Here is a 22,298-nt window from a genome sequence, read left to right as displayed (position 1 = left end):
GGCCAGTGTCGGACGTCCCCGCCCAACAGGCCCCCAGCACGCCGCACCCGGCTCAGAGACCGAGGCGGCTCAGCCGGTCCTCGTAGGCGATCGTGACGTCCTCCAGGTCCTCGGTCGGCGCCTCCCACAGGGCCTCCAGCTCCGCCTTCACCGTCGCCGGTAGGGCTTCCCAGCGCTCGGTCCAGGAATCGGCGTCGGGGGACCAGTAGCCGACGACCTTGAAACGGTCCGAGGGCAGGGACAGGGTCTTGCGAAGGTGCTTGCGCACCGAACGCAGGGCGGTGGTCTCACCCGCCGTCCAGAGGTAGGTCCCCGTGAGGTCGCTGTCCTCGGGCAGCGCCGTGGTGACCAGTTCCGCCAGGCGGCTCGGGGAGTGCCCGTTGCCCCCGTAGGTCCAGGTGACCTTGGTCTTGGGGTGTGGCGGGAGGGGTTGCACCGATGCCTCGTCAGGTACCTCGACGATCACCCTGGTGGCGATGTGGTCCGGAGTGTTCTCCAGCAGTCGCGCGACGGCGGGCAGCCCCGTCTGATCCGCCACCAGGATCTGACGCTCGAAGTCCGCGGGCGGGTCATAGAGCCCGGTGGGGGCGTTGAGGCCCACCGGGTCACCCGGCTGGGCCGCCGCCGCCCAGGTGGCGGCCACACCGTGGTCATGCACGACGAAGTCGATGTCGATCTCGTGGAGCTCGGGCCGTACCGCGCGGATGGTGTACGTCCGCATGGGGGCGGTGGGACGGCCCTGGGGGGTCTCCCAGCTGGTCTCGGTCGCGATCGGCAGGGACAGGTCGTGACGGTCGGGGCCGTGCGGGAAGAACAGCCGTACGTATTCGTCACCCACGCCGGTCGAGGTGAACGTCGGCAGGTCGCCGCCGGTCAGCGTCACGCGCACCATGGTGGCGGTGAGGGTCTCGACCCGGGCGACGATGGCTCGGTAGATCTCCATGGTTCAGTGCTCCTTGTCAGTTCCGACACCGGTGTTCGGTTCCGGTGCGGCATGGGTGCCGGGGTGTTGTGCTCCTGCTGATGCGTCCGTGCCCGAGTGTCCTGCGGTGTGCCGCCCACCGGCGGGAACAGGCCCGCCGGTGTACGCCCACCACAGGGACGCGTACTCACCCGCCGAGGCCAGGAGGGCTTCGTGGGTGCCTTCTTCGGCCAGTTGGCCGTCCCTGAGGAGGACGATGTGGTCACACTCACGGGCCTGTTCCAGGCGGTGGGCGACGATCACACTCGTCCGGTCGCGGGTTACCCGGGCGAGAGCCGCCCCCAGGACCGCGCGGCTCGCGGGGCCCGATTCCGCGGTGGGCTCGTCGAGGACGAGGACGGGCGGATCGGCGAGCAGGACCCGGGCCAACGCGAGGTGCTGGACCGATCCGTCGTCCAGGGCCGTGCCGTCCGGGCCGCCGAGGACCGCCTCCAACCCTCGTCCCGGCTCCAGTGCCCAGTCGGCCCCCGCCTCCCGCAGGGCCGCGAGCAGTTCGCCGTCGGTGGCATCCGGTTTGGCCAGCCGGAGGTTGTCGGCGAGCGTCCCGCCGAAGAGGTGGACCTCCTGGGTGACGAGGTATCGGGGGCCCCGCTCCGGCCCGTCCCCGACCGTGATCTCGCCCCGGTCCGGCCGGCCGACCCCCGCGAGGAGGCGTGCCAAGGTGCTCTTGCCCGAACCGCTGGCGCCCACCAGGGCGACGGTCGCACCGCCGGGGACCGTGAGGGAGACATCGCGCAGGGCCGCACGGCCGGCGTTGCCATAGGTGTACGAGACTCCGGTCACGGTGATGGCCGGGGGGAGTGGCGATCCCGCTGTGGACACCGCGGGCCCCAGGTGCGAGGGGGCTAGGTCGGTGACACCGACCAGGCGGGCCAGGCCCACCGTGGCGCGCTGGATGTCGTCCAGGCTGGTGAGCAGCAGGCCGATCGGGCCGAAGAGCCGGTGGAAGTACAGGGCCGCCGCGGTGGCCGTCCCCAGGGTGATGGCGCCTTGGCCGAGCAGCGCGTACCCGGTTGCCAGTACGGCGGCCAGGCCCACGAACTCCGCCGCGTTCAGCCAGCCGTAGAACCGATTGCGCAGCCGCACCCCGTCGCGCTGCCGGTCGATGGCCAGTTCGCTGCGGTCGGCGAGTTCGGTCAGATGAGTGTCCTGGGTGCGGTACGCCCGGATCGTCTCCGCGCCGCGTACCGCTTCGATGACCGTCTGCCCGCGGCTGGACTCCAGCCGGCGGATATCCCCGTACACCTGGTGTGAGCGGGCGAGGAACCGGCGGGTGGCGTACCAGTGGAGTGGCAGGCAGACCAGTCCGGCGAGCGCCAACCGCGGGTCGAGGACGGCGAGGCCGGCCACGGTCAGCACGATGGTGAGCGCCGCCCCTGTGATGTCGGGCAGCACGCCGGACGCCGCTTCCGAGATGGCCTCGACATCGCCGGTGACCCGGGAGACCACATCGGAACTCCCCGATGACTCCAGGGTGTCGGCGGGCAGCCCCACCGCCGCCTCGAACACATCCTCGCGGAGTTCGGCGAGGGTGTCCTGCACCAGGCTGACCAGCATGCGGCCGCCGAGGTAGGTGAGTGCGGCGCTCACCAGTGAGGCACCGACGAGGGCGCCGCCGAGTGCGGTGATCCGGCCGCGGCCGGACTGGTCGACGACCGCGTCCACCACCGCACCGAGCAGCGGTGGGGTGGTGAGGGCGGCGGCCGTACCGGCCAGCAGGACGAGCAGGGTGAGCGTCAGCCGCTCGCGGTGGTGGGCGAGCCGGCGGACGATCTCCCGTCGGGTACGGCTCGGCGTGGCCACGGGAAGTCGCCTGGGCGTCGGGTCCGGGCCGGCGTCCGGGTCCGTGCCGGGGGCGATGTCGATGTCCGTCTCGGGGACTGTCGCGGGCGAGCTCACCGGAGGGTTCCGTTCGGGTTGTCGTCTCGGGTGCCCTGGTCGCCTGTTTCCACGATGTCGTCCCCGGTGGTGTCGGTGAGATCGACCACGTGATCGCAGGAGGAGAGCAGGATGCGGCTGGTGGTGATCAGCAGGGTGGTGCCGGGGAGTTCACTGAGCCCGTGCGCGATCCGCCGTTCGGTCACCGGGTCGACCGCGGTCGTGGGTTCGTCCAGGACGATCACGGACGCGTCCGTGTGCAGTGCCCGCGCGAGCAGCAGTCGCTGCCGCTGACCGCCGGAGAGCCTGCGGCCGTGTTCGCCGATGTCGGTGTCCGCACCGCCGATGTGCTCCAGTACGTCGTCCAGCACGGCCGCCCGGATCACGTCCGGGTCGGGAACGCCGCCCGGCGTGGTCAGATTGGCGCGCAGGCTGCCGGAGAAGAGGGTGCCCTGGTGGGGCGGGGCCACGACATGGGTGCGGACCACTTCGGGGCCGAGATCGACGGCGTCAGCCCCGTCGATCAGGAGTTCCCCCCGGTCCGGTGGGACCCGGCCGGCCAGCCGGTCGCTGAGGTGGCGAGCGTGCGCGGGGTGCCGGGGAACTATCCCGATCAGGGTGCCGTGGGCGTCGGATGAGTCGGGCACCAGGGTGACCGGTTTCCCGTGGCCGGGTGGATGCCAGACGACCGGCACGTGACGAGGACGGGGAACGCGGGCGTCGGGGTGGGGCTCGGTATCCGCCGGGGTCCTTGCACCCGCACTCGATCCGGGCGCCCCGCCCGGCGGAGTCCCCGGAGCGGCCACCGGCGGGGTGATCAGGGCCGGTTCGGCCAGCAGACCGCCGATCCGCCTGGCCGAGGCCCGTTTGTGGGCCCAGTTGGAGGCGAACGTTCCGACATGGGCGAGGGCGCCCTGGAGGAACTGGGCTAGCCCGAGGACGGTGACGAGCTGGCCGATGGTGAGCTGCCCGTCGAGAGCGAGGTAGCCGGATGCGCCGGCCAGCGCGGCGAGGAAGACGCCGGACAGCAGCAAGCTGAGGGCGGAGTACGCGAGGACGGCGCGCGATGCGGCGATCGCGCCCCGCTTGGACGCGTCGCTCGCGGTCCGGTACCGGTCGGCGGCCTCCTTCTGGGCGTGCATCCCGGTGAGCACCCGCAAGCCGGTGACCATGTCGGTGGCGACCTCCCCCGCGCGTGCCGCGGAGCTCTGTTCGGTCAGGCCACGGGCTTCCAGTGGCATCGCTATCCGCCGCATCAGAAACAGGACGAGCACGGTGCTGACGATCACCCCGAGCCCCAGCGGCACGGAGATGAGGAGCAGCGCGGTCGACGCCGTGAGGATCGCGGTGATGGTGGCCGCCTGTTCCACGACGCTCCAGGAGACGCCCGCGACCCGGTAGGTGTCGGATGTGACCAGGGACAGGGCCTCACCGGGGCCGGGGCGGCGGCGCAACCCATAGGGGTTGAGGAGGCGGGTCATGGTCAGCTGGCGCAGCTCGTGTTCGGCGTAGCCATAGACGCCGACCATCGCCTTCGATGCCCGTTGGTAGGACAGGGACAGCACCAGGAACACCACGGCGAGCACGGCGAGCCAACGGAACAGGGCCCCGGAGTCGCCCGGCTCCAACGCCCGGTCGATGACCACGCCGATGACGATGGGAACCAGGGCTTCGCAGAGCTGGTGGGCCATGAACGCGAGGGTGGTCAGGCCCAGCCGCAGACCGCGTCCGCCGCGTAGCAGCGCGATCTTGAACAACTGTCCTGCCGGGACCGTCTGACCGTTCTGTTCCATCTCCTCCGCCCGACTCACGGGGTGTCCCTTCGGCGGGCCAGCGGCACGACCATGGGGGTACCGGTCTCCGGGTCGGGCACGACCCGACAGGGCAGCTCGAACACCTCGTGCACCAGGTCGGCCGTCATGACCTCGGCCGGTGGCCCCTCCGCGATGACACGTCCGTCCCGCATGGCGACCAAGTGGGTCGCGTAGCGGGCGGCGTGGTTGAGGTCGTGCAGGACGGCGACCAGGGTGTGGCCGGAGCGGTGCAGATCCGTGAAGAGTTCCAACAGTTCGATCTGGTGGGCGATGTCGAGGAAGGTCGTGGGCTCATCGAGGAGGAGGAGGGGGGTCTGCTGCGCGAGCACCATGGCGACCCAGACGCGTTGACGCTGCCCACCAGACAGTTCGTCGACGAGCCGACCGGACAGTTCGGTGACGGAGGTCGCGGCCATCGCCTCGGCGACGGCGCGTTCATCGTCCGACGTCCACTGGCGGGTGATCTTCTGATGCGGATAGCGGCCCCGGGAGACGAGTTCGGCGACGCTGATGCCGTCCGGGGCGAGGGAGGTCTGCGGCAGTAGTCCGAGGCGGCGCGCGACTTCCTTGGAGCGGTACTCAGCGATGGAGCGGCCGTCGAGGAGCACCTGACCCGCGGTGGGCGCGAGCAGTCGGGCCACCGCGCGCAGCAGGGTGGACTTGCCGCAGGCGTTGGGACCGATGATGGCGGTGAACGAGCCCTCCGGTATCCGCAGGTCCAAGTGCTCGGAGACGGGGCGGCGGGCGTAACCGAAGGTTGCGTCCCGTATCTCCAGCGGTGCGGGGCGCAGGACCGCTGCGGTGGGGGCAGTCGGCTGGTCCGTCACGGTCGTGGCGGCCCGGTTGGGCCCGGTGGTCTGGGCGGGTTCGGACACAGCGCCAGCCTTGGGCGGGCGGTTCGGCCCTGGCTGGTCGGTCTTCGGGGGCATGAGGGGTCCTCGGGAGGGCAGCGGGGCGGGGTTCATCGGCGGGTCGCGTACTGGCGGGCGAGCAGCCAGGCGAGGTAGGCCCCGCCGACGCAGACGGTCACCACCCCCACCGGCAGTTCAACGCGCTGGGCGGCGAAGTCGGCGGCGACCAGGACCAGGGCGCCGGTGAGTGCGGCGGGCACGATCCGTAGCGTCGTGGAACTCCGGGTCAGTCGCTGGGCGATCTGCGGGGCGGCCAGGGCGACAAAGGCGATCGGGCCGACGGCGGCCGTCACCAGGGCGGTGAGCGCGACCCCGACGACGGTTCCGGCGAGCCGGGCGCGGTTCGCCCGGACGCCGAGGGCGACGGCCGCGTCGTCACCCAGCTCCAACTGGGTCAGGGGCCGGACGGTGGCGGTGGAGCAGATCAGCAGTACGAGGAAGACGGCGATGGTGGGCCCCAGCTGCTCGAATCCGAGTCCGCTGAGCGACCCGGCGGCCCAAGTGGCCGCGAGCATCGCCTGCTGCGGGCTCACGGAGAGCAGCAGCATCGAGGTCAGGGAGCTGAGACCGGCGCCGACGGCGATACCGACGATGATGAGCCGGAACGGGTGCAGTCCGTGGCGGTAGGCCAGCAGATAGACCACCAGCGCGGTGGCGGCCCCGCCGATCAGCGAGCCGGTCGCGATCGCCAGGTAGTTGGCGGTGCCGAGGAGCAGCATCACCACACTGGCCCCGGCATACGAGCCCGACGAGAAGCCGATGATGTCCGGGGAGCCCAGCGGGTTCTTGGTGAGTGACTGGAAGAGCGCCCCGCTGATGGCCAGGGCGGCGCCGCAGACCAGTGCGAACAGCAGTCTCGGCAGCCGCCAGTCCATGACGACGAGCCGTGCGCGGCGGTCGGATCCGGGGTCCGTCAGTGCGGTCAGCACCTGGGCCGGGGTCAGCGAGATGGACCCGGTACCGAGGGTCAGGACGCCCAGTACGAGGACGGCGGCGGTGAGCACCCCGCAGACCAGGGCGGTACGGCGGTCCACGCGCAGTGCGGTGCCCAGCCGTCGCCAGATCCAGGTGGGGCGTCCGAAGTCGACGTACAGGGGCGGCTGCTCGGTGGCTGACGCCGGTCCGGGAGCCGGGTTTCGAGCGGGGTTCACGACGGTTTCCCGTTCCTGGGTGGGGTGGGTGCTCACAGTCCGCTCACGTTCCGGCGCCGGACGAGGACGATCAGGACGGGGGCGCCGACGAGCGCGGTGACGAGACCGACCCGCAGTTCCCCGGACGGCAGGACCACCCGCCCGACGATGTCGGCGGCCAGCAGGAAGGCGGGGGCGACCAGGACGGTCAGGGGCAGGATCCAGCGCTGGTCGGGACCGGTGAACCAGCGCACCACATGGGGCACCATCAGTCCGACGAAGGCGATGGGACCGGCGACGGCGACGGCGGTCCCGGCGAGCAGGGTGACGGCGAGGACCACACACACCCGGATGACGCCGAGGGGGACGCCCAGGGAGCGGGCGTTGTCGTCGCCGAGCGCGAGGGCGTTGAGGGAGCCCGCGGTGAACAGGCCAAGGACCAGTCCGGCACCGATGAGGGGGAGGGCGACGGGGAGGATGTCCAGGGATCGTCCGCCGATGGAGCCGACGCCCCAGAACCGCATCAGATCGAGGGCGCCCAGGTTCTTGAGGGTGAGCGCGGAGGTCAGTCCGCCGAACACGGCCGTGAGCGCGACCCCGGCGAGGGTGAGTTTCACCGGGGTCGCACGGTCGGCTCCGAGTGAGCCGAGGGTGTAGACGAGGACGGTCAGCCCGAACGCCCCGGCCAGCGCGAACCATACGAACTGAGCCGGGTCGGTGAGACCGAGTACGGCGACCGCGAAGGTCACGGCGAAGCCCGCGCCGGCGTTGACACCGAGGACACCGGGGTCGGCCAGGGGGTTGCGGGTGAACGCCTGGATGAGCGCGCCGCACAGCCCGAGGGCCGCGCCCACCAGCAGACCGATCACCGTCCGCGGCACCCGCAGTTCGCGGACCATCACGTGCTCGTCGGCGGACGAGTCGAAGTGGACCAGGGCGTCCCACACCGTGCCCGGGGCGATACCGCGGGCGCCGACCATGACGCTGAGGACGGTCATCGCGAGCAGGAGCGCGATGGCGGCCAGCAGCGCCAGGAAACGGTGCCGGCGACGCGGGACCAGGCCCGTACCGGAGTGCGGGCCTGGCGCGTCACGCCGTGCGGGAGTGGTCTCACCGGGAGGTGATGCGGTCGTCGTCACGGGAGATTCCTCGCGGGTGGGCGGTGCGGGTACGGCAGAGGGGTGGGAGGGTCAGCTCGCCGGGGCGCCGGTGACGCCCTTGCCGGCGACCGCGTCGGCGAGCATCGGGGTGTAGCGCTCCATGGCCCACGGGATCGACAGCACGGTCGGAGCGCTGACGGCCATGCCGAGGGTGGCGTCCTGGATGAACGCGTAGCGCTTGTTCTTGATGGGTTCCCAGCGCTGGAAGAGGGGGTCCTTCAGCGAGTAGGGCACTTCCTTGGCTTCGTAGGCCCAGCCCACGAAGACATCGGCCTTGATGGTGTCGAGCTTCTCCAGGCTGACGCCGCCGTAGAAGTTGGTGCCCTTGACGGTGTCGGCGATGGCCTTCATGGAGGGGGTGTTCTCGAAGCCCATCTCGGTGAGCAGCCTGACCCTGGGGTCGTAGTCGACATAGAGGCCGAGTTCGGTGGAGCCGGCGGTGAGGGCGGGACCGAAGGTGAAGGTCTTGCCCTTGAACTCGGGGTTCTCCTTGGCGACCGTGGCGAGCTGGCCCTGCACGTCGGTGACCAGGGCCTCGGCCTTCTTGCTCTCGCCCAGGGCCTTGCCGATGGTGCGGGTCATGTCCTGCCAGGTGCCCCCGTCGTAGGCCTTCTCCAGATACGGGATGGTGGGCGCGATCTCGGTGAGCCGCTTGTAGTCGACGTCGGAGACACCGGAGTACAGGCCGATGATGAGGTCGGGGTCGAGGGAGAGGATCTGCTCGAAGTCCATCTCACCGGCGTCCCCGTAGTTCAGGGTCTCGGGGAGCTTCCCGCCGAGCTTCTCGACCTGGGTGCGGAACCAGGGCAGGTGGCCGTCCTTGTCGCCGCCCCACTGCTTGTCGACACCGACGGGGATGACTCCGAGCGCGGCGACGATGTCCTGGTTCATCCAGCTGATGGCGACGACACGCTTGGGCTTCTCGGGGATCTCGGTGGTGCCGTGGGCGTGCTTGACGCTGACCGGGAACGCGGCGGAGGAGTCGGCCTTGGCGGACTTGCCGTCCCCGGCGCCGTCCGAGCCCGAGGAGGTGGTGCCGCAGCCCGTCAGGACCAGGGCGGCGGCGACCGCCAGCCCCGCGACACGGGCCCAGGCCCTGGCACGCCGGGGTGCCGGGGGTGGTGCGGCGGCGGTCGGGGCGGCCGTGGGTACGGACATGGTTCTCCTCGGTTCTGCGCACCGCGGGGACGGCGCGCGACGGCGGTCGGGGGTGAAAGCCGTCACAGCGGTGCAGGACATACGTGTGCGCGGCCGGGTACGGGGCGCTTGGCTGCCGTACCGGAGGTTAGGTAACCCTCACTTCGACCAACGCTAGGGAACTTGGCGGCGGTCGGGCGTCGCGTCCCGGCCAGGGTGCGTCGCGAATCGGCCACCGGCCGAATGGTCAGTGCCCATCGGTGGTCAAATCCGCTGTCGCGGGGACGGATCGCTCCCTGAGGTACTCGGTCGGGCTGGCGCCGGTGACCCGGCGGAATGCCGCGCTGAACGCGCTGGTCGTGGAGTAGCCGCAGCGGTGCGCGACGAGGTTGACCGGATGTCCCTGGGCGAGCAGTGCCGTCGCGGCTGACATCCGCACCAGGGAGCGCCAGCGGGTGAACGACATCCCGATGTCACGGCTGAACACCCGGGTGACCGTCCGCACGCTGAGCGCGTGCCGTGCCGCCCACTCCTCCAGCGAGCGGTCGCTGTCCGGGTCGCGCAGGACGTCGTCCGCGAGGGCCTGGATGCGCCAGTCCGCCGGGAGGGGTACCTCCAGGACGGGGAGCGGGTCGTCCTGGAGCATCTCCAGGATGACCCGCTGGGTGCGCAGCCGTAGGTCATCGATCATCGGGGTCGCGTCCAGGTGGAGCAGCATCTCCTGGAGCGCCCGTCCCACCTTCATCGCCCGCAGCGATGTCCAGGTGGCGGGGATCGCGGACCGGGCCACATAGGTGTAGCAGCCGACGCCGCTGGGATCGGCGGCGGAGGCGTGCGCGGTGCCGGGCGGCACCCAGAGCCCCTGCCCCGGGACCAGCCGCCGTACCCCGGTCTGGGTGTGCAGCGTCATGGACCCGACGTGCGGCCACACCAGGAGTGCGTCGCTGTGGGTGTGCGCGCCGTTGAAGACCGGGCCCATGCGCTCGCTGCCGTCGAAGATGGCGGTGGTCAGGAGATACGGGGGAGTCACCTCGGCCCCGCCGATCACCGGCGAGGACCACCGCAGGGAGACGACCGGCGCCGCCTCGACGCGGTCACGACCGGAGACATGAGCAACCGACATGAAGTTAGGTTACCCTAACTACTTTCCTGGTCGGTCGGTTGGGTCGGCGCGACCTGACTCCGCCCGGTGAAGGGGTTCCTTCTCTTGTGTCCCCTCCCGCGAGCGGGTCCGTACCGGCACCTCTCACAGGGCCCACCAGCAGTACATCCGGCGATCAGCCAATCGTGCGCGGCTGGCCAGTCCCGACAGCAGAACCAACACCTGGACCGCCGTTTCGGAGGTGATGCCGGACGCCTGGAGTTCATCGCTCGCAGACCACGGACCGGCGGTTTCGACGAGGGCGCCGGGCGAGGCCGATGCCAGCGCCTCCTGGAGGGTGTCGGACACACTCACGATGAACGCGCTCTCCGCGTCCGGGGACGAGAGCAGCTGCCCCGAGCGAGGGCGTTGGATCGCCTCGTCATAGGTGGAGTCGGTCAGGATCGCTTCGAGCTGGGCCATCACCACGACCGGATCGATCCCCTTCAGGGACACCACATCGAAATTCGCGGTGTCCGGACCACCGGGCTGCTCAAGAACGCCGACAGCCGTGCCGTCATCGGGCGCGGAGAAGTAGTTGCACATAACCATGGTGTGATCCTGGCATCCAGGACTGACAACACCCGCCCCTGGCGAACACCCCGCAGGCCTCTGAGATCAACCACGGGCTCGCCCGGCGACCCACCGAGGGTCTGATCTCGCGACCTCCACGGGGCCCGTCTGCCATATCGAGGGCACGCTCCACCTCATAGGGAGCGGGATAGGGAGCGGGCGGCCGGAGCGGGTCTCCTCGCCTCCATGACGGTGCGTGTTGGGCGAAAGCGAAGCCCCGTACCTTGCCACCCGGCCGCTCGTACTTTCGGCCGGTGTGCTGCTCGGGGGAATCGCCTAGCGTGGCATGCGTGAACACGGAGGAACCACCGGGCGGACGGCATGGGACTGCGATCATCATCGGGCCTGGGTGAGCGCGTCGAGGCCCCCGTCGGTACGCTCGGGGTCCCCGAACCCCGTCGCGGCTGGGCCGTGTTCGCCACCGTTCCGATCCCCGTGGGAGACCGCCGTTGACCATCAAGGTCCTCCTCGCCGACGACCAGGCGATGATCCGCCGCGGCCTGCGGCTCATCCTTGAGGACCAGCCCGACATCACCGTCATCGGTGAAGCAGCCGACGGCGCCGAAACGGTCGCCATGGCCCGGCGGCTACGGCCCGACGTATGCCTCGTCGACATCCGCATGCCTCGCCTCGACGGCATCGAGGTCACCCGCGCTCTGGCCGGCCCCCGCCTTCCTGATCCGCTTCGCGTGGTCATCGTCACCACCTTCGACCTCGACGAGTATGTCTACGGAGCACTGCGGGCCGGGGCTGTTGGCTTTGTCCTCAAGGACGTCGGCCCGGCCCTGCTTGTCGAGGCCATCCGCGCCGCCAACACCGGAGACGCACTGATATCCCCCTCGATCACCCTTCGTCTGCTGCGCCAACTCGCCCCGGTCAAGGCGGCGAACGCGCCCCGACCCGATCGTCCCCTCTCCGACCGCGAGTTGGAAGTCACCCGCGCCATAGCGCGAGGTCGCACCAACCGGGAGATAGCAGCCGGGCTCTTTATCTCGTTGAGCACCGTCAAGAGCCATCTGTCGACCATCCAGACCAAACTCGGCCTGCGCAACCGTGTCGAGGTCGCCGCCTGGGCCTGGGAGAGCCGGCTGATGGACACACCGGAACCACACCGCTGACCAGCAGAACGACCCGCACGGTGATTTTCCAACAGCCCTCGGCTTGTTGCCCAAGGTCTGGCCGAGTGGCGTTCGGCGATGCCCAGGGACGCGTATGGTCCGCCCGCGGCGTAGCGGGGGCGGCCGGGCCGGGCTCGGTCCCGCTCGGGTAGACGGGGTAGGCGGCAGGTCGGGTCGGCTTTCCGCGGGCAGAGCTCCTGCGCGGGCAGGCGTGGAGGCCGTTGGTTCGGTGCCTTCGCAGAGGAGGTCCTGGTGCGCCGGGCCGGTGTCAGTTGGGGTGGACTTGAGCGCCCGGCGCACAGCGGTGGAGTCCCCGCAGTCCGTGTGACGCGGTTGTCAGGCGGCCGAGAGCCAGGGGTAGCGAGCGGTGTCGGCGTCGCCGTAGTCGGGGTCGAGGTAGATGTGCAGCCGATGGATCTTCCCGTCGCGGATCTCGAAGACATTGCAGAACCGCCCGCCGAGCCCCTCGGTAGCACGCCACTTCGTCCCATCGGCCAGGACTCCGTGGGTGGTCCCCTCCACGACCAGGAGGTCCCCCTGGGAGATGTGGTTGAAGTAGGCGATCTCATGCACCACTGAGGTGAACAGCACGAAGATGTCACCGAAGAGGCCGCGGACCTCCTCGATGCCCCTGGCCGGAGCGTGCTTGGGGAAAACGACGTACGCGTCGTCGGCGAACAGGTCCAGGAAGTCCTGGCCCGCGTCCATTCGCTTGAAGTACGCATCCGCTATGGCTCGTGGAGACTGGGGGAGGCCGGTGTCGGTCATGGCGGGTCTTCCTTACGGTAGGGAGATCAGTGCGGACTTGGCTGGGTCCTTGGCGTTGTGCGCCCTCGGGTGCGGGCTGTTCCCGGTGGCCCGCACCCGAGGGACGGCGGTCAGGCGAGGTGCATTCCGGCGTCCACGACGAGATTCGCTCCGTTGACGCCGGGGCATTCCAGGAGGAACAACGTCGAGGCGACGATGTCGTCAGCGGTCGGCAGACGTTTCGCGGGGGTGCGCTGACGCATCGTCTCGAACCAGTCTGCGCGGACGTCGTCCGCGTCGTCCACGGCAGCGGTTCCGGTGACGATTCCCGGGGTGATCGCGTTCACCCGTACCGGCGGGACCTCCACCGCGAGGGAGTTGACCAGTCCGATGATCCCCGCGTTCGCCATGGAGATCGTCGTGGACCCCGGGACGGGGCGCCACATGGACAGTCCGCTGAACATCACAACGGAGGCGTCGTCGGAGAACTTCGGCAACGCCTCATGGACGGCGGTGGCATAGCCGACCGTCTTCATCAGCGTCGTCCGGGCGCAGTCGTCCGGGCGGAAGTCGGCGATGGTGTTGAAGTCCCGGTCCAGAGCGGTGAGCACGATGTGGTCGACGACGTCCATCTCGGCGAACAGGGCTCTGATGGAGTTCCAGTCCGTCAGTTCACAGACGGCGCCGACCGCGAGATCGCCGAGTTCCTTCGCACGGGCTTGTGCGGTGGCCTGGTCACGGCCGGTGAGGGTGACGCGAGCGCCGCGCGCGACGCAGGCCTTCGCCACCTCGAATCCCAGTCCTTTGGTGCCGCCGATGACGACAACGTGACTACCTGGTCCGACCATGAGTGGTGCCTTTCTCTCTCACCGCGGGGGAGCCCGGGTGTGTGGGGACAGCGGGAGGGCTAAGAAGCGGGCTGGCTACGGCGTTCACGGGCCGCCCTGGCGATGGGGATCAATCCGGCGGCAAGGCCGAGGGCCACGGCCGCCGAGCCCCAGCCCGCGCCGGACAGCTCCGACAGTCCGAAGGCGTGGTCGAGCGACCACTCCCCGGGCCCGGTGAAGCCCAGCCCCATGGCAAGGCCGCCGTACACCAGGGGGAGTTCATAACCGCCGCTCTGCGCCCAGAGGCCCTTGGAGACATTGACGGAGCCCGCGACCAGCATCGTGCCCAGCGCGATCGCCGCTCCCAGGGCGGTCAGCAGTCCGAGCACCATCGAAGCCGCGGCGGTCAACTCACATACCGCAGCCAGGATGACCAGCGGTTTTCCGGGCCGGAACCCCCAGGTCTCAAAGACCGTGCCGGTTCCGTCCGGGCCGTGCCCGCGAAACCACCCGAACATCTTCTGGGCGGCGTGCCCGAAGAGGAGCCCGCCGAGGAGCAGTCGCAGCACGAGTAGGCCGATTTCCATGATGGTTCTCCTTGGGGGCGCTCAGCCGAGAGCGAGTAGCTGCCGCATGACGTGCCGCAGGGTCTGTACGGGGTCATCGACCAGGTCCTGAGAGCGCCAGGCGATGTGCCGGTCCGGGCGTACGAGCAGACAGCCGCGGTCGTCGACTTCCCTCAGCCGGCTCCAGTCGCCGTAGACGTCGTCGTACGCCAGCCGATAGCCGACCGCGCGGGGCACGATCTCGACACCCAACTCGATCGAGATCCGTTCTGCGGCGTCCAGCCACTTCTCCCCACCGATGCCGGTGAGCAGGGTGAAGCTGTCGCGGCCCGCGAGATCGAGGGTGGAGATCCGCTGGCCCCGGTGTTCGAGCCAGACATGCGGCAGGCTTGCGCCCGGGTAGGTCGTGGGGCGGTGGTACAACTCGGCGTCGCGGAGGTGGGGAGGTTCCTCGGTGCCGTCGGGGACTATCGCGCCGGATGTGTAGCACTGCCCGAGCTCCACACCGTGCGCGTTGAAGTGGTAGTCGTTCTCCCGAAGCACGGTCTCCAGCTTGTGCCGGCGCTCCCGGCCCTGCTCGCTCGGGCTGAAGAACTCGGTGAGTGCGGCCTTGCCCTCCTCATCGCTCTGGCCCGCGCGGATACCCAGTACGGAGGGGATCTCGGCGACCAGTCCAACGCTCGCCAAGGCCCGGTCGACCACTTGTCTGCCGACCGGATGGCGCTCGGCGTGGTAGCTGTCGAGCAGACCGTCACCGGCCCTGCCGCGCACCGCCAGCGCGATCTTCCAGGCGAGGTTGTAGGAGTCCTGGACCGAGGTGTTGGAGCCGAGGCCGTTGGCCGGGGGGTGGCGGTGTGCCGCGTCCCCGGCGAGGAAGACGCGCCCCTTGCGGTACTCGGTGGCGAGCACATGGTTCATCTGCCACTGGCTGATGTCCTTGATGCGCACCTCGACGGAGGGGTCGCCGATGGTGGCGTGCACCCGGGCGAGCATGGCCTCCTCGCTGATGTCGAGTTGCTCCACCGCGGGGTCGTAGACCACGATGAGGACCCACTCGGTCCACGGCTTGAGACAGATGTAGGTACCCGCTCCGAGCCAGAAGTCCTTCCCCGGCTGGATGGTGAAGAACAGGGTGCCGGGGCGGTGCTCCCGGTACTTGGTGAGATCCGCCTCCAGCCATACGTTGACCGCGTGGCCGAGGCCCGTCTCACCTTCCAGGCGGAATCCGAGCTGCTCGGCCACCGTGCTGCGGCCACCGTCGGTGCCCAGGGCGTACTTGGCCCTGACGGTGTAGGTCTCACCGGTGCCCCGGTCGCGTACGGTGCCGTACACCGCGTTCTCGTCCTGGCTGATCTCCACCAGTTCGGTGTTGAAGCGGATGTCCGCCCCGTTGTCCAGGGCTGCTTGGAGGATGATGGGTTCCAGCAGGTGCTGTCCCACATTGCTCATCTCGCAGGGGCTGGCCGCTTCGTAGTCGGCCTTGCGGTCGACGCGGGTTCCCCATGCCTTCATTCGGGCGAGTTCCTGGCCGGCGAAGCTGGTGGCCCAGACGTTGTCGCCCATCAGTTCGCCCGGGGTGGCCACCGCGCGGACCCCGTCCTCGACGCCCAGATCGCGGTAGACCTCCATCGCGCGCTGATTGGTGATGTGCGCGCGGGGAGTGTGCGCGGTGGCGGGGTACTTGGTGACGGTGACCGCGTCGACGCCGGACCGCGCGAGGAGTGCGGCGGCGGTGAGGCCTGCCGGCCCCGCGCCCACGACGAGGACGTCGGTCTCAAGAGTGCGCATGGGTGGATCGACCTCTCTGCCGGGCGGTGTGCCGGGGGGATCGGGCTGATGGGAGGGTCATGAGGCCTGGTGGGAGCCGGTCATCAGCGCCGCGAGGTCTTCGGGACGCAGGAAGGACGGTGGCGGCGGCGGTCCCCAGCTGAAGAGCCCCTTGGCGCCCTCCAACGTCTCGGGAGTCCACAGCTGGTCGTCGAGGATGCTGTCCATGTCGGAGTAGTACTCGGAGAAGTTGCCCGCCGGGTCCTTCAGGTACCAGAAGAAGTTCGAGCCCGCGTGATGGCGCCCGAGCCCCCAGATATGACGTTCCGGGTGCTCCTCCAACATGCTGAAGGCACCTCTGCCGACTTCGTCTATGTCCTCGACCTGCCAGGACGTGTGGTGCAGAAAGTTCACCGGGGCGGCGAGGACCAGGACGTTGTGGTGGTCGGTCGAACACCGCATGAAGGTGCCGTGGCCCTTGATGGCGTCGCTGGTCTTGAAGCCGAGCCCATCCGTGAAGAACCGCCGGGTCACCTCGTGGTCGGTCGACCCGACGACGACATGACCGAGTTTGCGTGGGCGGACGGGATGGCTGCGCAGTACTCCGGGGGCACGCCCGGGCCCGCGTTCCAGTCGACCGGGCCCGTTGTAGGGCGTCGGCGGTTCCTCGGCCTGTTGGATGCGGTCGGCGATGCGGATCACCGCGCGAAACCCGGCGACGGGCTCATGGGTCACCAACGCGGTGCCCTCGCGCCAGGAGGGGATGTCCAGTTTCGCGAGGCGGCCGGCGATCCGGTCCAGGTCGTCGGAGTCGTCGACGCCCATGCTCACTTCGATCAGACGTCTGGTGGGAGCGTGCACGATCTTGAGCTGCCGCCCGGCGTCGCGGGTGGTGAACCAACCCGCGTCGTCCTGAGTGAGGCCGAAGTCGGAGTAGTAGGCGGATGTCTCGCCGACGTTGGGCACTCCGATGACAAGAGAGTTGAGGCGGTGGAGCGGCATCGTTCCACACTCCTTACGGATGCTGAAGTGATCTCAGAAGCCCGCTCTGCGGTCCTCTGGTGCGCCGTTCGCGGATGTCCCGTATGTGGTTGGTGAAGCCGGTCGAGCGGTGCTGTACCGGGGGCGCGTCCACCGCCGGGGGCGGTCGGACGACGCTCGCGGGGCGAGGCTCGCGACTCCTTTGTCGGACGACCGCCGCATCGGCTGCCATCCGGATGTCATATGTGTACGGCACGACATTCGGCGAGTCAATAAGCTTTCGAAAGTTTGCTGCACTTTCGCTGTGACCTTGATTCGACGTCGATCGCCGTGGCGGAAAGCGGGAGCGGCGCCCCTGATCGGGCTGGGTGGGCTGGGTGTGCCGGGGAGGGCCGGCGTCCGGCCTGGCGGACCCTTGAGTGAGCGGGACTCGGTGCCCGACCTGCGTGAATCGACCGGAGGGGGAGTGGGTGCGCACCCAGACGATCGATCGGAGAGCAGAGCGGCCACGATAGTCGAATATCTAGTAAACATTCGAAAATTGATTGACCTATCGAAAAAGATAGGTCTATAACGGTTCCAGGGGTGTATGGCGTGCTCCACCGCCGGCCTTCCGCGGCCCCTCGCTGCCCGCCGCGCTGAGCCGCGCCCGGCGCGATCGTGGCCATCGAGGCGTCTGGTGGCATCGCCCGCGGACAGCGGGCGAACCGAGACGCCGCCGACTCCGGGAGCGCGGCCCCTGTTCCTGCCCTGACGTGGGGCCGCGCTTCCGGGCCAGGAGGGGAATCGGCGGGGGAATCCGCCCATGGGGCGTGAATCGACAGGCCGGCGGACATGCGGGCCGCCTACCGTTGCCCGCTCGGATCATCGGCTGCCACCCGCAGTGCCACACTCACCCGGCAGCCGTGTTCCTCCAGCTGGACATGCATCCGGTGCGCGAGGAACTCCACGATGTGGGTGCCCCGCCCGTGCTCGTCGGGGTCGAACCCCTCCGCTGGCTGATGGGACACACACGCCCCGGAGTCGGCGACGGCGATCAGCAGCATCCCGTCCTCCAGCGCCACGGCCAGTGTGGTGTCGGCGTGGCCGTGCTGCACCGCGTTGACGGTCAACTCGTCCACGATGAGCACCGCGGACTCCTGGTCCTCGTCGGTGACCTTCCAGGAGCGGAGCAGGTCCGTGGTGAAGCGGCGCGCGGTCGCCACCCACTCCCCTTGGGAAGGGAGCGCCAGCAGGGCGTGAGGGCTCGTGGGCCGGGGGCAGGGGATGGCGGCGGTCGGGGTGTTCACACCGTCGGAGGGGAGCATCGTCGTCCTCTCTCAGACCTCAGAGGATGGTGATCGAGGAGAGAGGGCAGCCGCCGCGCGGCACTGAGGGCTGCCGTGATTCGGAAGTGGGAGAAGGTTCCGTCGCCACGACGGGGCGTGCGGTCCGTACCGGTGGCCGGGTTCCCTGCGGTGTCACTGCCCAGGTGCCGCTTCGGGCAGTTCCCATCCGAATCCTTTTGTATGCGCATGAATGTAACATGAGTGTTTTGGCGGGTATTCCTGCCCGAGTTGCGAGAACGCCGAGGATGTGCCGCGCCAGCGGATGCCGGGTCGTCCCGCTGTTGCCGGGATAGGGCGCGGCAGGCTCCACGAGGGTGGTGAGCAGCCCTGTGGCGTCGAAGGGGGCGGCCTGAGAGGGGGCGAAGCCCTCGGTGCGGCACGCTGCTGCGAGCGGGTCGGTCCAACGCGTACGAGGCCCGCACCCCAGGACGGCGAAGTCCAGGGGTGCGGGCCCGCCCCATCGGGCCCAGGGGCTGGACCGCCATGGTCACCGGGGCCCCATCGGGCCCAGGGGCTAGACCGCCATGGTCACCGGCGGAGTCGGCACCAGGAGCGCCGGCTGGGTCCTTTCCCGGATGTCGTCGACGGTGACGCCCGGTGCCGTCTCCCGCAGTATCGGACCGTCCGGTCCGATGTCCAGGACCGCCAGGTCCGTGATGACGCGATGGACCACGCGGCGACCGGTCAGGGGCAGAGTGCAGCTGTCGAGGATCCGGTGCGCGCCGTCCTTGGTGAGGTGTTCCATCAGTACGATCACCCGCCGGGCGCCGTGCACCAGATCCATCGCCCCGCCCATGCCCTTGACCATCTTGCCGGGGACGACCCAGTTGGCCAGATCGCCGGTGGCGGAGACCTGCATCCCGCCCAGGATCGCGACATCGAGATGGCCGCCCCGGATCATCCCGAAACTGAGGGAAGAATCGAAGAACGAGGCGCCCGGCAGCGTGGTCACCGTCTCCTTGCCCGCATTGATCAGGTCGGGGTCCACATCCTCCGGGAGGGGGTAGGAGCCGACCCCGAGAATGCCGTTCTCACTGTGCAACATCACCTCGACACCGTCGGGGAGGTGATTGGGGATGAGGGTGGGCAGGCCGATGCCGAGGTTGACGTACTGTCCGTCGGCCAATTCCTGTGCGGCCCTGGCCGCCATCTGGTCCCTGGTCAGAGCCACGGTCGTTCTCCTTCTGCGCACAACACCGATGAGTGGGGCCCCGGAACGCCGGAGCGAGGTCTGTTCGCGGTCACCGCGGCGTTGGTGAGCCTGCGCCGGAAGGGGTACTCACGGTCCGTCGCTCGATGCGCTTGGCGGCCCGGGGGTCCCCGGGCGAGGCGACGATGACGCGCTGGACGAACACACCGGGCAGATGGATCTCGTCGGGTTCCAGCTCGCCCGGTTCGACCAGTTCCTCGGCCTCGACGATGGTGATCTTCCCGGCCATCGCCACCAGCGGGTTGAAGTTCCGTGCGGATGCGTGGAAGACGAGGTTGCCGTGCCGGTCCGCCTTCGCCGCCCGTACCAGTGCGAAGTCGGTGGTGATGGCCTGCTCCAGGACATGGACCCGGTCACCGAAGGTGCGCGACTCCTTGGCGGGGGAGGCCACCGCGACCTGTCCGTTCGGCCCGTACCGCCACGGCAGTCCGCCCTCGGCGATCTGCGTTCCGACGCCAGCGGGGGTGTAGAAGGCCGGGACTCCCACCCCACCGGCGCGTAGTCGCTCCGCCAGGGTGCCCTGCGGGGTGAGTTCCAACTCCAGTTCGCCCGCCAGATACTGACGCGCGAACTCCTTGTTCTCACCCACGTAGGACGCTGTGACCCGGGCGATGCGGCCGGCTGTCAACAGCAGGCCGAGTCCCCAGTCATCGACACCGCAGTTGTTCGACACCACATGGAGTCGGCTTACTCCGGTGTCCAGTAGAGCTCCGATCAGCAAGCTCGGGATTCCGCAGAGGCCGAAGCCACCCGCCGCGATGGATGCTCCATCGCCGATGTCGCCGACCGCCAGTGCGGCGGAGGGAAGTGTCTTGTCCATGGGACCTCTTCGGGGAAAGGCGCGGTTGGCGTTGGTCGGCTCGCGCGGACGCCAGGGTCTGGCCGGTGAGGGAACGCGCGGGGCCGCGGGGTCAGTTCGCCGGGCGGCGCACCGCGGCAGGGCGGGCCAGTATCCGGTCCAGTGCCTCGCGCAGTGCCTGCTCGGGGTCGGCGGGCAGGTCATGGCTGCGCCAGGCGATGTGCCGGTCCGGGCGGATGAGTAGGCATCCGTGGTCGGTGATCTCGCGGAGGTCGGCCCAGTCCCCGTACACGTCGTCGTAGGCGCACCGGGCGCCGACGCTGTGCGCGGGGAGGTCGATGCGGTATTCGGCGGCCATCTTCTTCGCCGCGTCCAGCCAGGGTTCGCCGCCGACTCCGGTGATCAGGGAGAAGCTCCCTCTTCCGGCGAGGTCGAGGGTGGAGAGGCGTTGGGTGCCGTGTTGCAGCCAGGCGTGGGGGAGGTAGGCCCCGGGGTGGGTGGTGGGGTGGTAGTAGAGCTCGGGGTCGCGCTCAAAGGGCGGATACGGGGTGCCGTCGTCGATGACGGCACCGGAGTCATATCGTTGGCCCATCTCCACGCCGTGGCTGTTGAACTGGTAGTTCTGGAGTGCCACGGCCTGCTTCAGCGCGGTGCGGCGCTGCTGTGCGGCGTCGCTGTCGGCGAAGACCTCGGCCAGGCTCGCCCAGCCCTCCTCCGCGCTCTGCCCAGGTCTGAATCCCAGGGCCTGGGAGATGGGGAGCATGTCGGCCACGCTCTTCATGGCGCGGTCCACGACCTGCTTTCCCACCGGGCGGCGTTCCGCGTCGTAGCTGTCGAGCAGTTCCGGGCCTGCCTGCCCGTGGACGACCGCGGCGAGTTTCCAGGCCAGGTTGTAGGAGTCCTGGATCGAGGTGTTGGAGCCCAGTCCATTGGCGGGTGGGTGCCGGTGTGCGGCGTCACCGACGAGGAACGCGCGCCCCTTGCGGTACTCGGCGGCGACCAGGTGGTTGATCTCCCAGCGGCTGACCGCCTTGATGCGTACCGCGACCTCGGGGTCGCCGATGGTGGTCCGGGCGCGGGCCAGCATCGCCTCCTCGCTGATATCGGGTTCGCCGTCAGCGGGGTCGTACATGAAGAGCATGACCCACTCGGTCCACGGCTTCACACAGATGAAGGTGCCACTGCCGACCCAGTAGTCGTTGCCCGGCTGGCACATCCAGTACAGGGTGCCCGGCCGGTGCGCGGTGTAGGGGGTGAGGTCGGCCTCCAGCCATACGTTGACCGCGGCGCCGAGGCCGCTCTCGCCGTCGAAGGTGAAGCCGAGCCGGGTGGCGACGGTGCTGCGGCCCCCGTCGGCCCCGATCACGTACTGGGCGCGGATGGCGTACTCGGAGCCGGTGGTGCGCTCGCGGACGGTGGCGAGCACGCCGTCCTCGTCCTGGCTGATCGCCACGAGTTCGGTGGCGAACCGGATGTCCGCGCCCGACTCCCGGGCGGCTTCCAGGATCACTGGTTCAAGGATGTGCTGGGGTGCGTTGCACATCTGGGAGGGGCTGGAGGCCTGGTAGTCGGCGTTGCGTTCGATGCCCGCGCCCCAGGTCATCAGTCGGGCGATCTCCTGGCCGGTGAAGCTGGTGGCCCAGACGTTGTTCCCCATCAGGTGGTGGGGGGTGGCCAACGCGGCCACCCGGTCCTCGATGCCGAGGTCCCTGAAGACCTCGCCCGAGCGCTGGTTGGTGATGTGGGCGCGCGGCGAGTTCGCCGTGCCCCCGTACTTGGTCACGGTGATCGTCTGAACGCCCGAGCGGGCGAGCAGGGCCGTGGCCGTCAAACCGGCCGGACCTGCCCCAACAATGAGCACGGATGTGTCGATGGTACGCATCGAAGCCTCTCGATACTGAGCTGTCCGAGGTGGTCGCCGGCGCGTGGGCGCACCGGTCGGTCAGGGGCGCGGAGGGATCCCCGCGCGGACTCCGGGTTGTTTCGAGCCCCTCGCCGATGAACGCGGGGGCCTTGGGCAACTACCCCTTGTGGAAGCCGCCTTGGGCTCGCCCAAGGGCCGGCCGTTGCCCGTGGCCGCCGCCGTTGGTAGGGCCGTGGGGCCGGAGGAGCGTCCCGGCGGAGGAGCGTGGGCGATGTCGCGGACTCCGGGGTCTGTCTGCTGGCGGGGCCGTCCGCTTGCCCCCGGTCGCTCGTGCAGCGGTGACGGGCGACCGGGGCCTTCCCGGC

General features: G+C 69.6%; 19 protein-coding genes. 1 reads left to right on the top strand and 18 read right to left on the bottom strand.

What is annotated here, in order from left to right:
• Positions 1-52 precede the first annotated feature (52 nt).
• The 9 genes from NBG84_RS15570 to NBG84_RS15530 all read right to left on the bottom strand — a co-directional run bounded on the left by NBG84_RS15570 (position 53) and on the right by NBG84_RS15530 (position 10,705).
• Positions 53-943: a siderophore-interacting protein gene (locus tag NBG84_RS15570; protein WP_250920028.1), complete on the bottom strand. Its 891-nt coding sequence runs from the start codon at positions 941-943 to the stop codon at positions 53-55.
• A 3-nt stretch (positions 944-946) separates the two neighbouring features.
• Complete coding sequence (locus tag NBG84_RS15565) at positions 947-2,881, bottom strand: ABC transporter ATP-binding protein (protein WP_250920027.1); 1,935 nt, start codon at positions 2,879-2,881, stop codon at positions 947-949.
• On the bottom strand, positions 2,878-4,653 hold the full coding sequence (locus NBG84_RS15560; protein ID WP_250920026.1) for an ABC transporter transmembrane domain-containing protein: 1,776 nt from the start codon (positions 4,651-4,653) through the stop codon (positions 2,878-2,880). The genes NBG84_RS15565 and NBG84_RS15560 overlap by 4 nt, the downstream gene beginning before the upstream one ends.
• A gap of 14 nt (positions 4,654-4,667) precedes the next feature.
• Positions 4,668-5,549, bottom strand: a complete 882-nt coding sequence (locus NBG84_RS15555; protein ID WP_425608640.1) for an ABC transporter ATP-binding protein — start codon at positions 5,547-5,549, stop codon at positions 4,668-4,670.
• 86 nt (positions 5,550-5,635) lie between these two features.
• Entirely contained in the window at positions 5,636-6,736 is a 1,101-nt protein-coding gene (locus NBG84_RS15550; protein ID WP_425608644.1) for a FecCD family ABC transporter permease, read from the bottom strand.
• A gap of 32 nt (positions 6,737-6,768) precedes the next feature.
• Complete coding sequence (locus NBG84_RS15545; RefSeq protein WP_250920024.1) at positions 6,769-7,854, bottom strand: FecCD family ABC transporter permease; 1,086 nt, start codon at positions 7,852-7,854, stop codon at positions 6,769-6,771.
• A 51-nt stretch (positions 7,855-7,905) separates the two neighbouring features.
• Positions 7,906-9,033, bottom strand: coding sequence for an iron-siderophore ABC transporter substrate-binding protein (locus NBG84_RS15540; RefSeq protein ID WP_250920023.1), 1,128 nt, complete (start codon positions 9,031-9,033; stop codon positions 7,906-7,908).
• Positions 9,034-9,259: 226 nt separating this feature from the next.
• Positions 9,260-10,135, bottom strand: coding sequence for a helix-turn-helix domain-containing protein (locus tag NBG84_RS15535; RefSeq protein WP_250920022.1), 876 nt, complete (start codon positions 10,133-10,135; stop codon positions 9,260-9,262).
• A 123-nt stretch (positions 10,136-10,258) separates the two neighbouring features.
• Positions 10,259-10,705, bottom strand: coding sequence for a hypothetical protein (locus NBG84_RS15530; RefSeq protein ID WP_250920021.1), 447 nt, complete (start codon positions 10,703-10,705; stop codon positions 10,259-10,261).
• Positions 10,706-11,175: 470 nt separating this feature from the next.
• Between NBG84_RS15530 and NBG84_RS15525 the strand changes: the two genes are divergently transcribed.
• Positions 11,176-11,844 carry a response regulator gene (locus NBG84_RS15525; RefSeq protein WP_250920020.1) on the top strand — a complete coding sequence of 223 codons (669 nt, stop codon included), beginning with the start codon at positions 11,176-11,178 and terminating at the stop codon, positions 11,842-11,844.
• 336 nt (positions 11,845-12,180) lie between these two features.
• Here NBG84_RS15525 and NBG84_RS15520 read toward each other — a convergent pair whose 3' ends face one another.
• From NBG84_RS15520 to NBG84_RS15480, 9 genes are all read right to left on the bottom strand, one after another.
• On the bottom strand, positions 12,181-12,612 hold the full coding sequence (locus NBG84_RS15520) for a nuclear transport factor 2 family protein (RefSeq protein WP_250920019.1): 432 nt from the start codon (positions 12,610-12,612) through the stop codon (positions 12,181-12,183).
• Between the two features lie 110 nt (positions 12,613-12,722).
• Entirely contained in the window at positions 12,723-13,439 is a 717-nt protein-coding gene (locus NBG84_RS15515; RefSeq protein WP_250920018.1) for an SDR family NAD(P)-dependent oxidoreductase, read from the bottom strand.
• 59 nt (positions 13,440-13,498) lie between these two features.
• The gene (locus tag NBG84_RS15510; RefSeq protein ID WP_250920017.1) at positions 13,499-14,005 is read right to left on the bottom strand and encodes a DoxX family protein; all 507 of its coding nucleotides are present in this window, start codon (positions 14,003-14,005) and stop codon (positions 13,499-13,501) included.
• A 21-nt stretch (positions 14,006-14,026) separates the two neighbouring features.
• Complete coding sequence (locus NBG84_RS15505; RefSeq protein ID WP_250920016.1) at positions 14,027-15,772, bottom strand: FAD-dependent monooxygenase; 1,746 nt, start codon at positions 15,770-15,772, stop codon at positions 14,027-14,029.
• Positions 15,773-15,829: 57 nt separating this feature from the next.
• Positions 15,830-16,753: a VOC family protein gene (locus NBG84_RS15500; protein WP_250920015.1), complete on the bottom strand. Its 924-nt coding sequence runs from the start codon at positions 16,751-16,753 to the stop codon at positions 15,830-15,832.
• 824 nt (positions 16,754-17,577) lie between these two features.
• Positions 17,578-18,039 (bottom strand): ATP-binding protein, encoded by a 462-nt coding sequence (locus NBG84_RS15495; protein WP_250920014.1) that lies wholly within the window; start codon positions 18,037-18,039, stop codon positions 17,578-17,580.
• A 535-nt stretch (positions 18,040-18,574) separates the two neighbouring features.
• Positions 18,575-19,231, bottom strand: coding sequence for a CoA transferase subunit B (locus tag NBG84_RS15490; protein WP_250920013.1), 657 nt, complete (start codon positions 19,229-19,231; stop codon positions 18,575-18,577).
• Between the two features lie 70 nt (positions 19,232-19,301).
• Positions 19,302-20,090, bottom strand: a complete 789-nt coding sequence (locus NBG84_RS15485; protein ID WP_250920012.1) for a CoA transferase subunit A — start codon at positions 20,088-20,090, stop codon at positions 19,302-19,304.
• A gap of 91 nt (positions 20,091-20,181) precedes the next feature.
• The gene (locus NBG84_RS15480; protein ID WP_250920011.1) at positions 20,182-21,951 is read right to left on the bottom strand and encodes an FAD-dependent monooxygenase; all 1,770 of its coding nucleotides are present in this window, start codon (positions 21,949-21,951) and stop codon (positions 20,182-20,184) included.
• Positions 21,952-22,298 lie beyond the last annotated feature (347 nt).

The organism is Streptomyces albipurpureus (assembly GCF_023701525.1).
Lineage (GTDB): Bacteria > Actinomycetota > Actinomycetes > Streptomycetales > Streptomycetaceae > Streptomyces > Streptomyces albipurpureus.
The sequence above is the reverse complement of the archived record's forward strand: the minus strand, read 5'-3'. Positions and strand labels throughout refer to the sequence as shown.

Coding starts and splice junctions, on each gene's coding strand:
- NBG84_RS15540 (WP_250920023.1), bottom strand. CDS start 9,033: ATGTCCGTACCCACGGCCGCCCCGACCGCCGCCGCACCACCCCCGGCA.
- NBG84_RS15480 (WP_250920011.1), bottom strand. CDS start 21,951: ATGCGTACCATCGACACATCCGTGCTCATTGTTGGGGCAGGTCCGGCC.
- NBG84_RS15505 (WP_250920016.1), bottom strand. CDS start 15,772: ATGCGCACTCTTGAGACCGACGTCCTCGTCGTGGGCGCGGGGCCGGCA.
- NBG84_RS15510 (WP_250920017.1), bottom strand. CDS start 14,005: ATGGAAATCGGCCTACTCGTGCTGCGACTGCTCCTCGGCGGGCTCCTC.
- NBG84_RS15485 (WP_250920012.1), bottom strand. CDS start 20,090: ATGGACAAGACACTTCCCTCCGCCGCACTGGCGGTCGGCGACATCGGC.
- NBG84_RS15535 (WP_250920022.1), bottom strand. CDS start 10,135: ATGTCGGTTGCTCATGTCTCCGGTCGTGACCGCGTCGAGGCGGCGCCG.
- NBG84_RS15495 (WP_250920014.1), bottom strand. CDS start 18,039: ATGCTCCCCTCCGACGGTGTGAACACCCCGACCGCCGCCATCCCCTGC.
- NBG84_RS15530 (WP_250920021.1), bottom strand. CDS start 10,705: ATGGTTATGTGCAACTACTTCTCCGCGCCCGATGACGGCACGGCTGTC.
- NBG84_RS15515 (WP_250920018.1), bottom strand. CDS start 13,439: ATGGTCGGACCAGGTAGTCACGTTGTCGTCATCGGCGGCACCAAAGGA.
- NBG84_RS15560 (WP_250920026.1), bottom strand. CDS start 4,653: ATGGAACAGAACGGTCAGACGGTCCCGGCAGGACAGTTGTTCAAGATC.
- NBG84_RS15520 (WP_250920019.1), bottom strand. CDS start 12,612: ATGACCGACACCGGCCTCCCCCAGTCTCCACGAGCCATAGCGGATGCG.
- NBG84_RS15500 (WP_250920015.1), bottom strand. CDS start 16,753: ATGCCGCTCCACCGCCTCAACTCTCTTGTCATCGGAGTGCCCAACGTC.
- NBG84_RS15570 (WP_250920028.1), bottom strand. CDS start 943: ATGGAGATCTACCGAGCCATCGTCGCCCGGGTCGAGACCCTCACCGCC.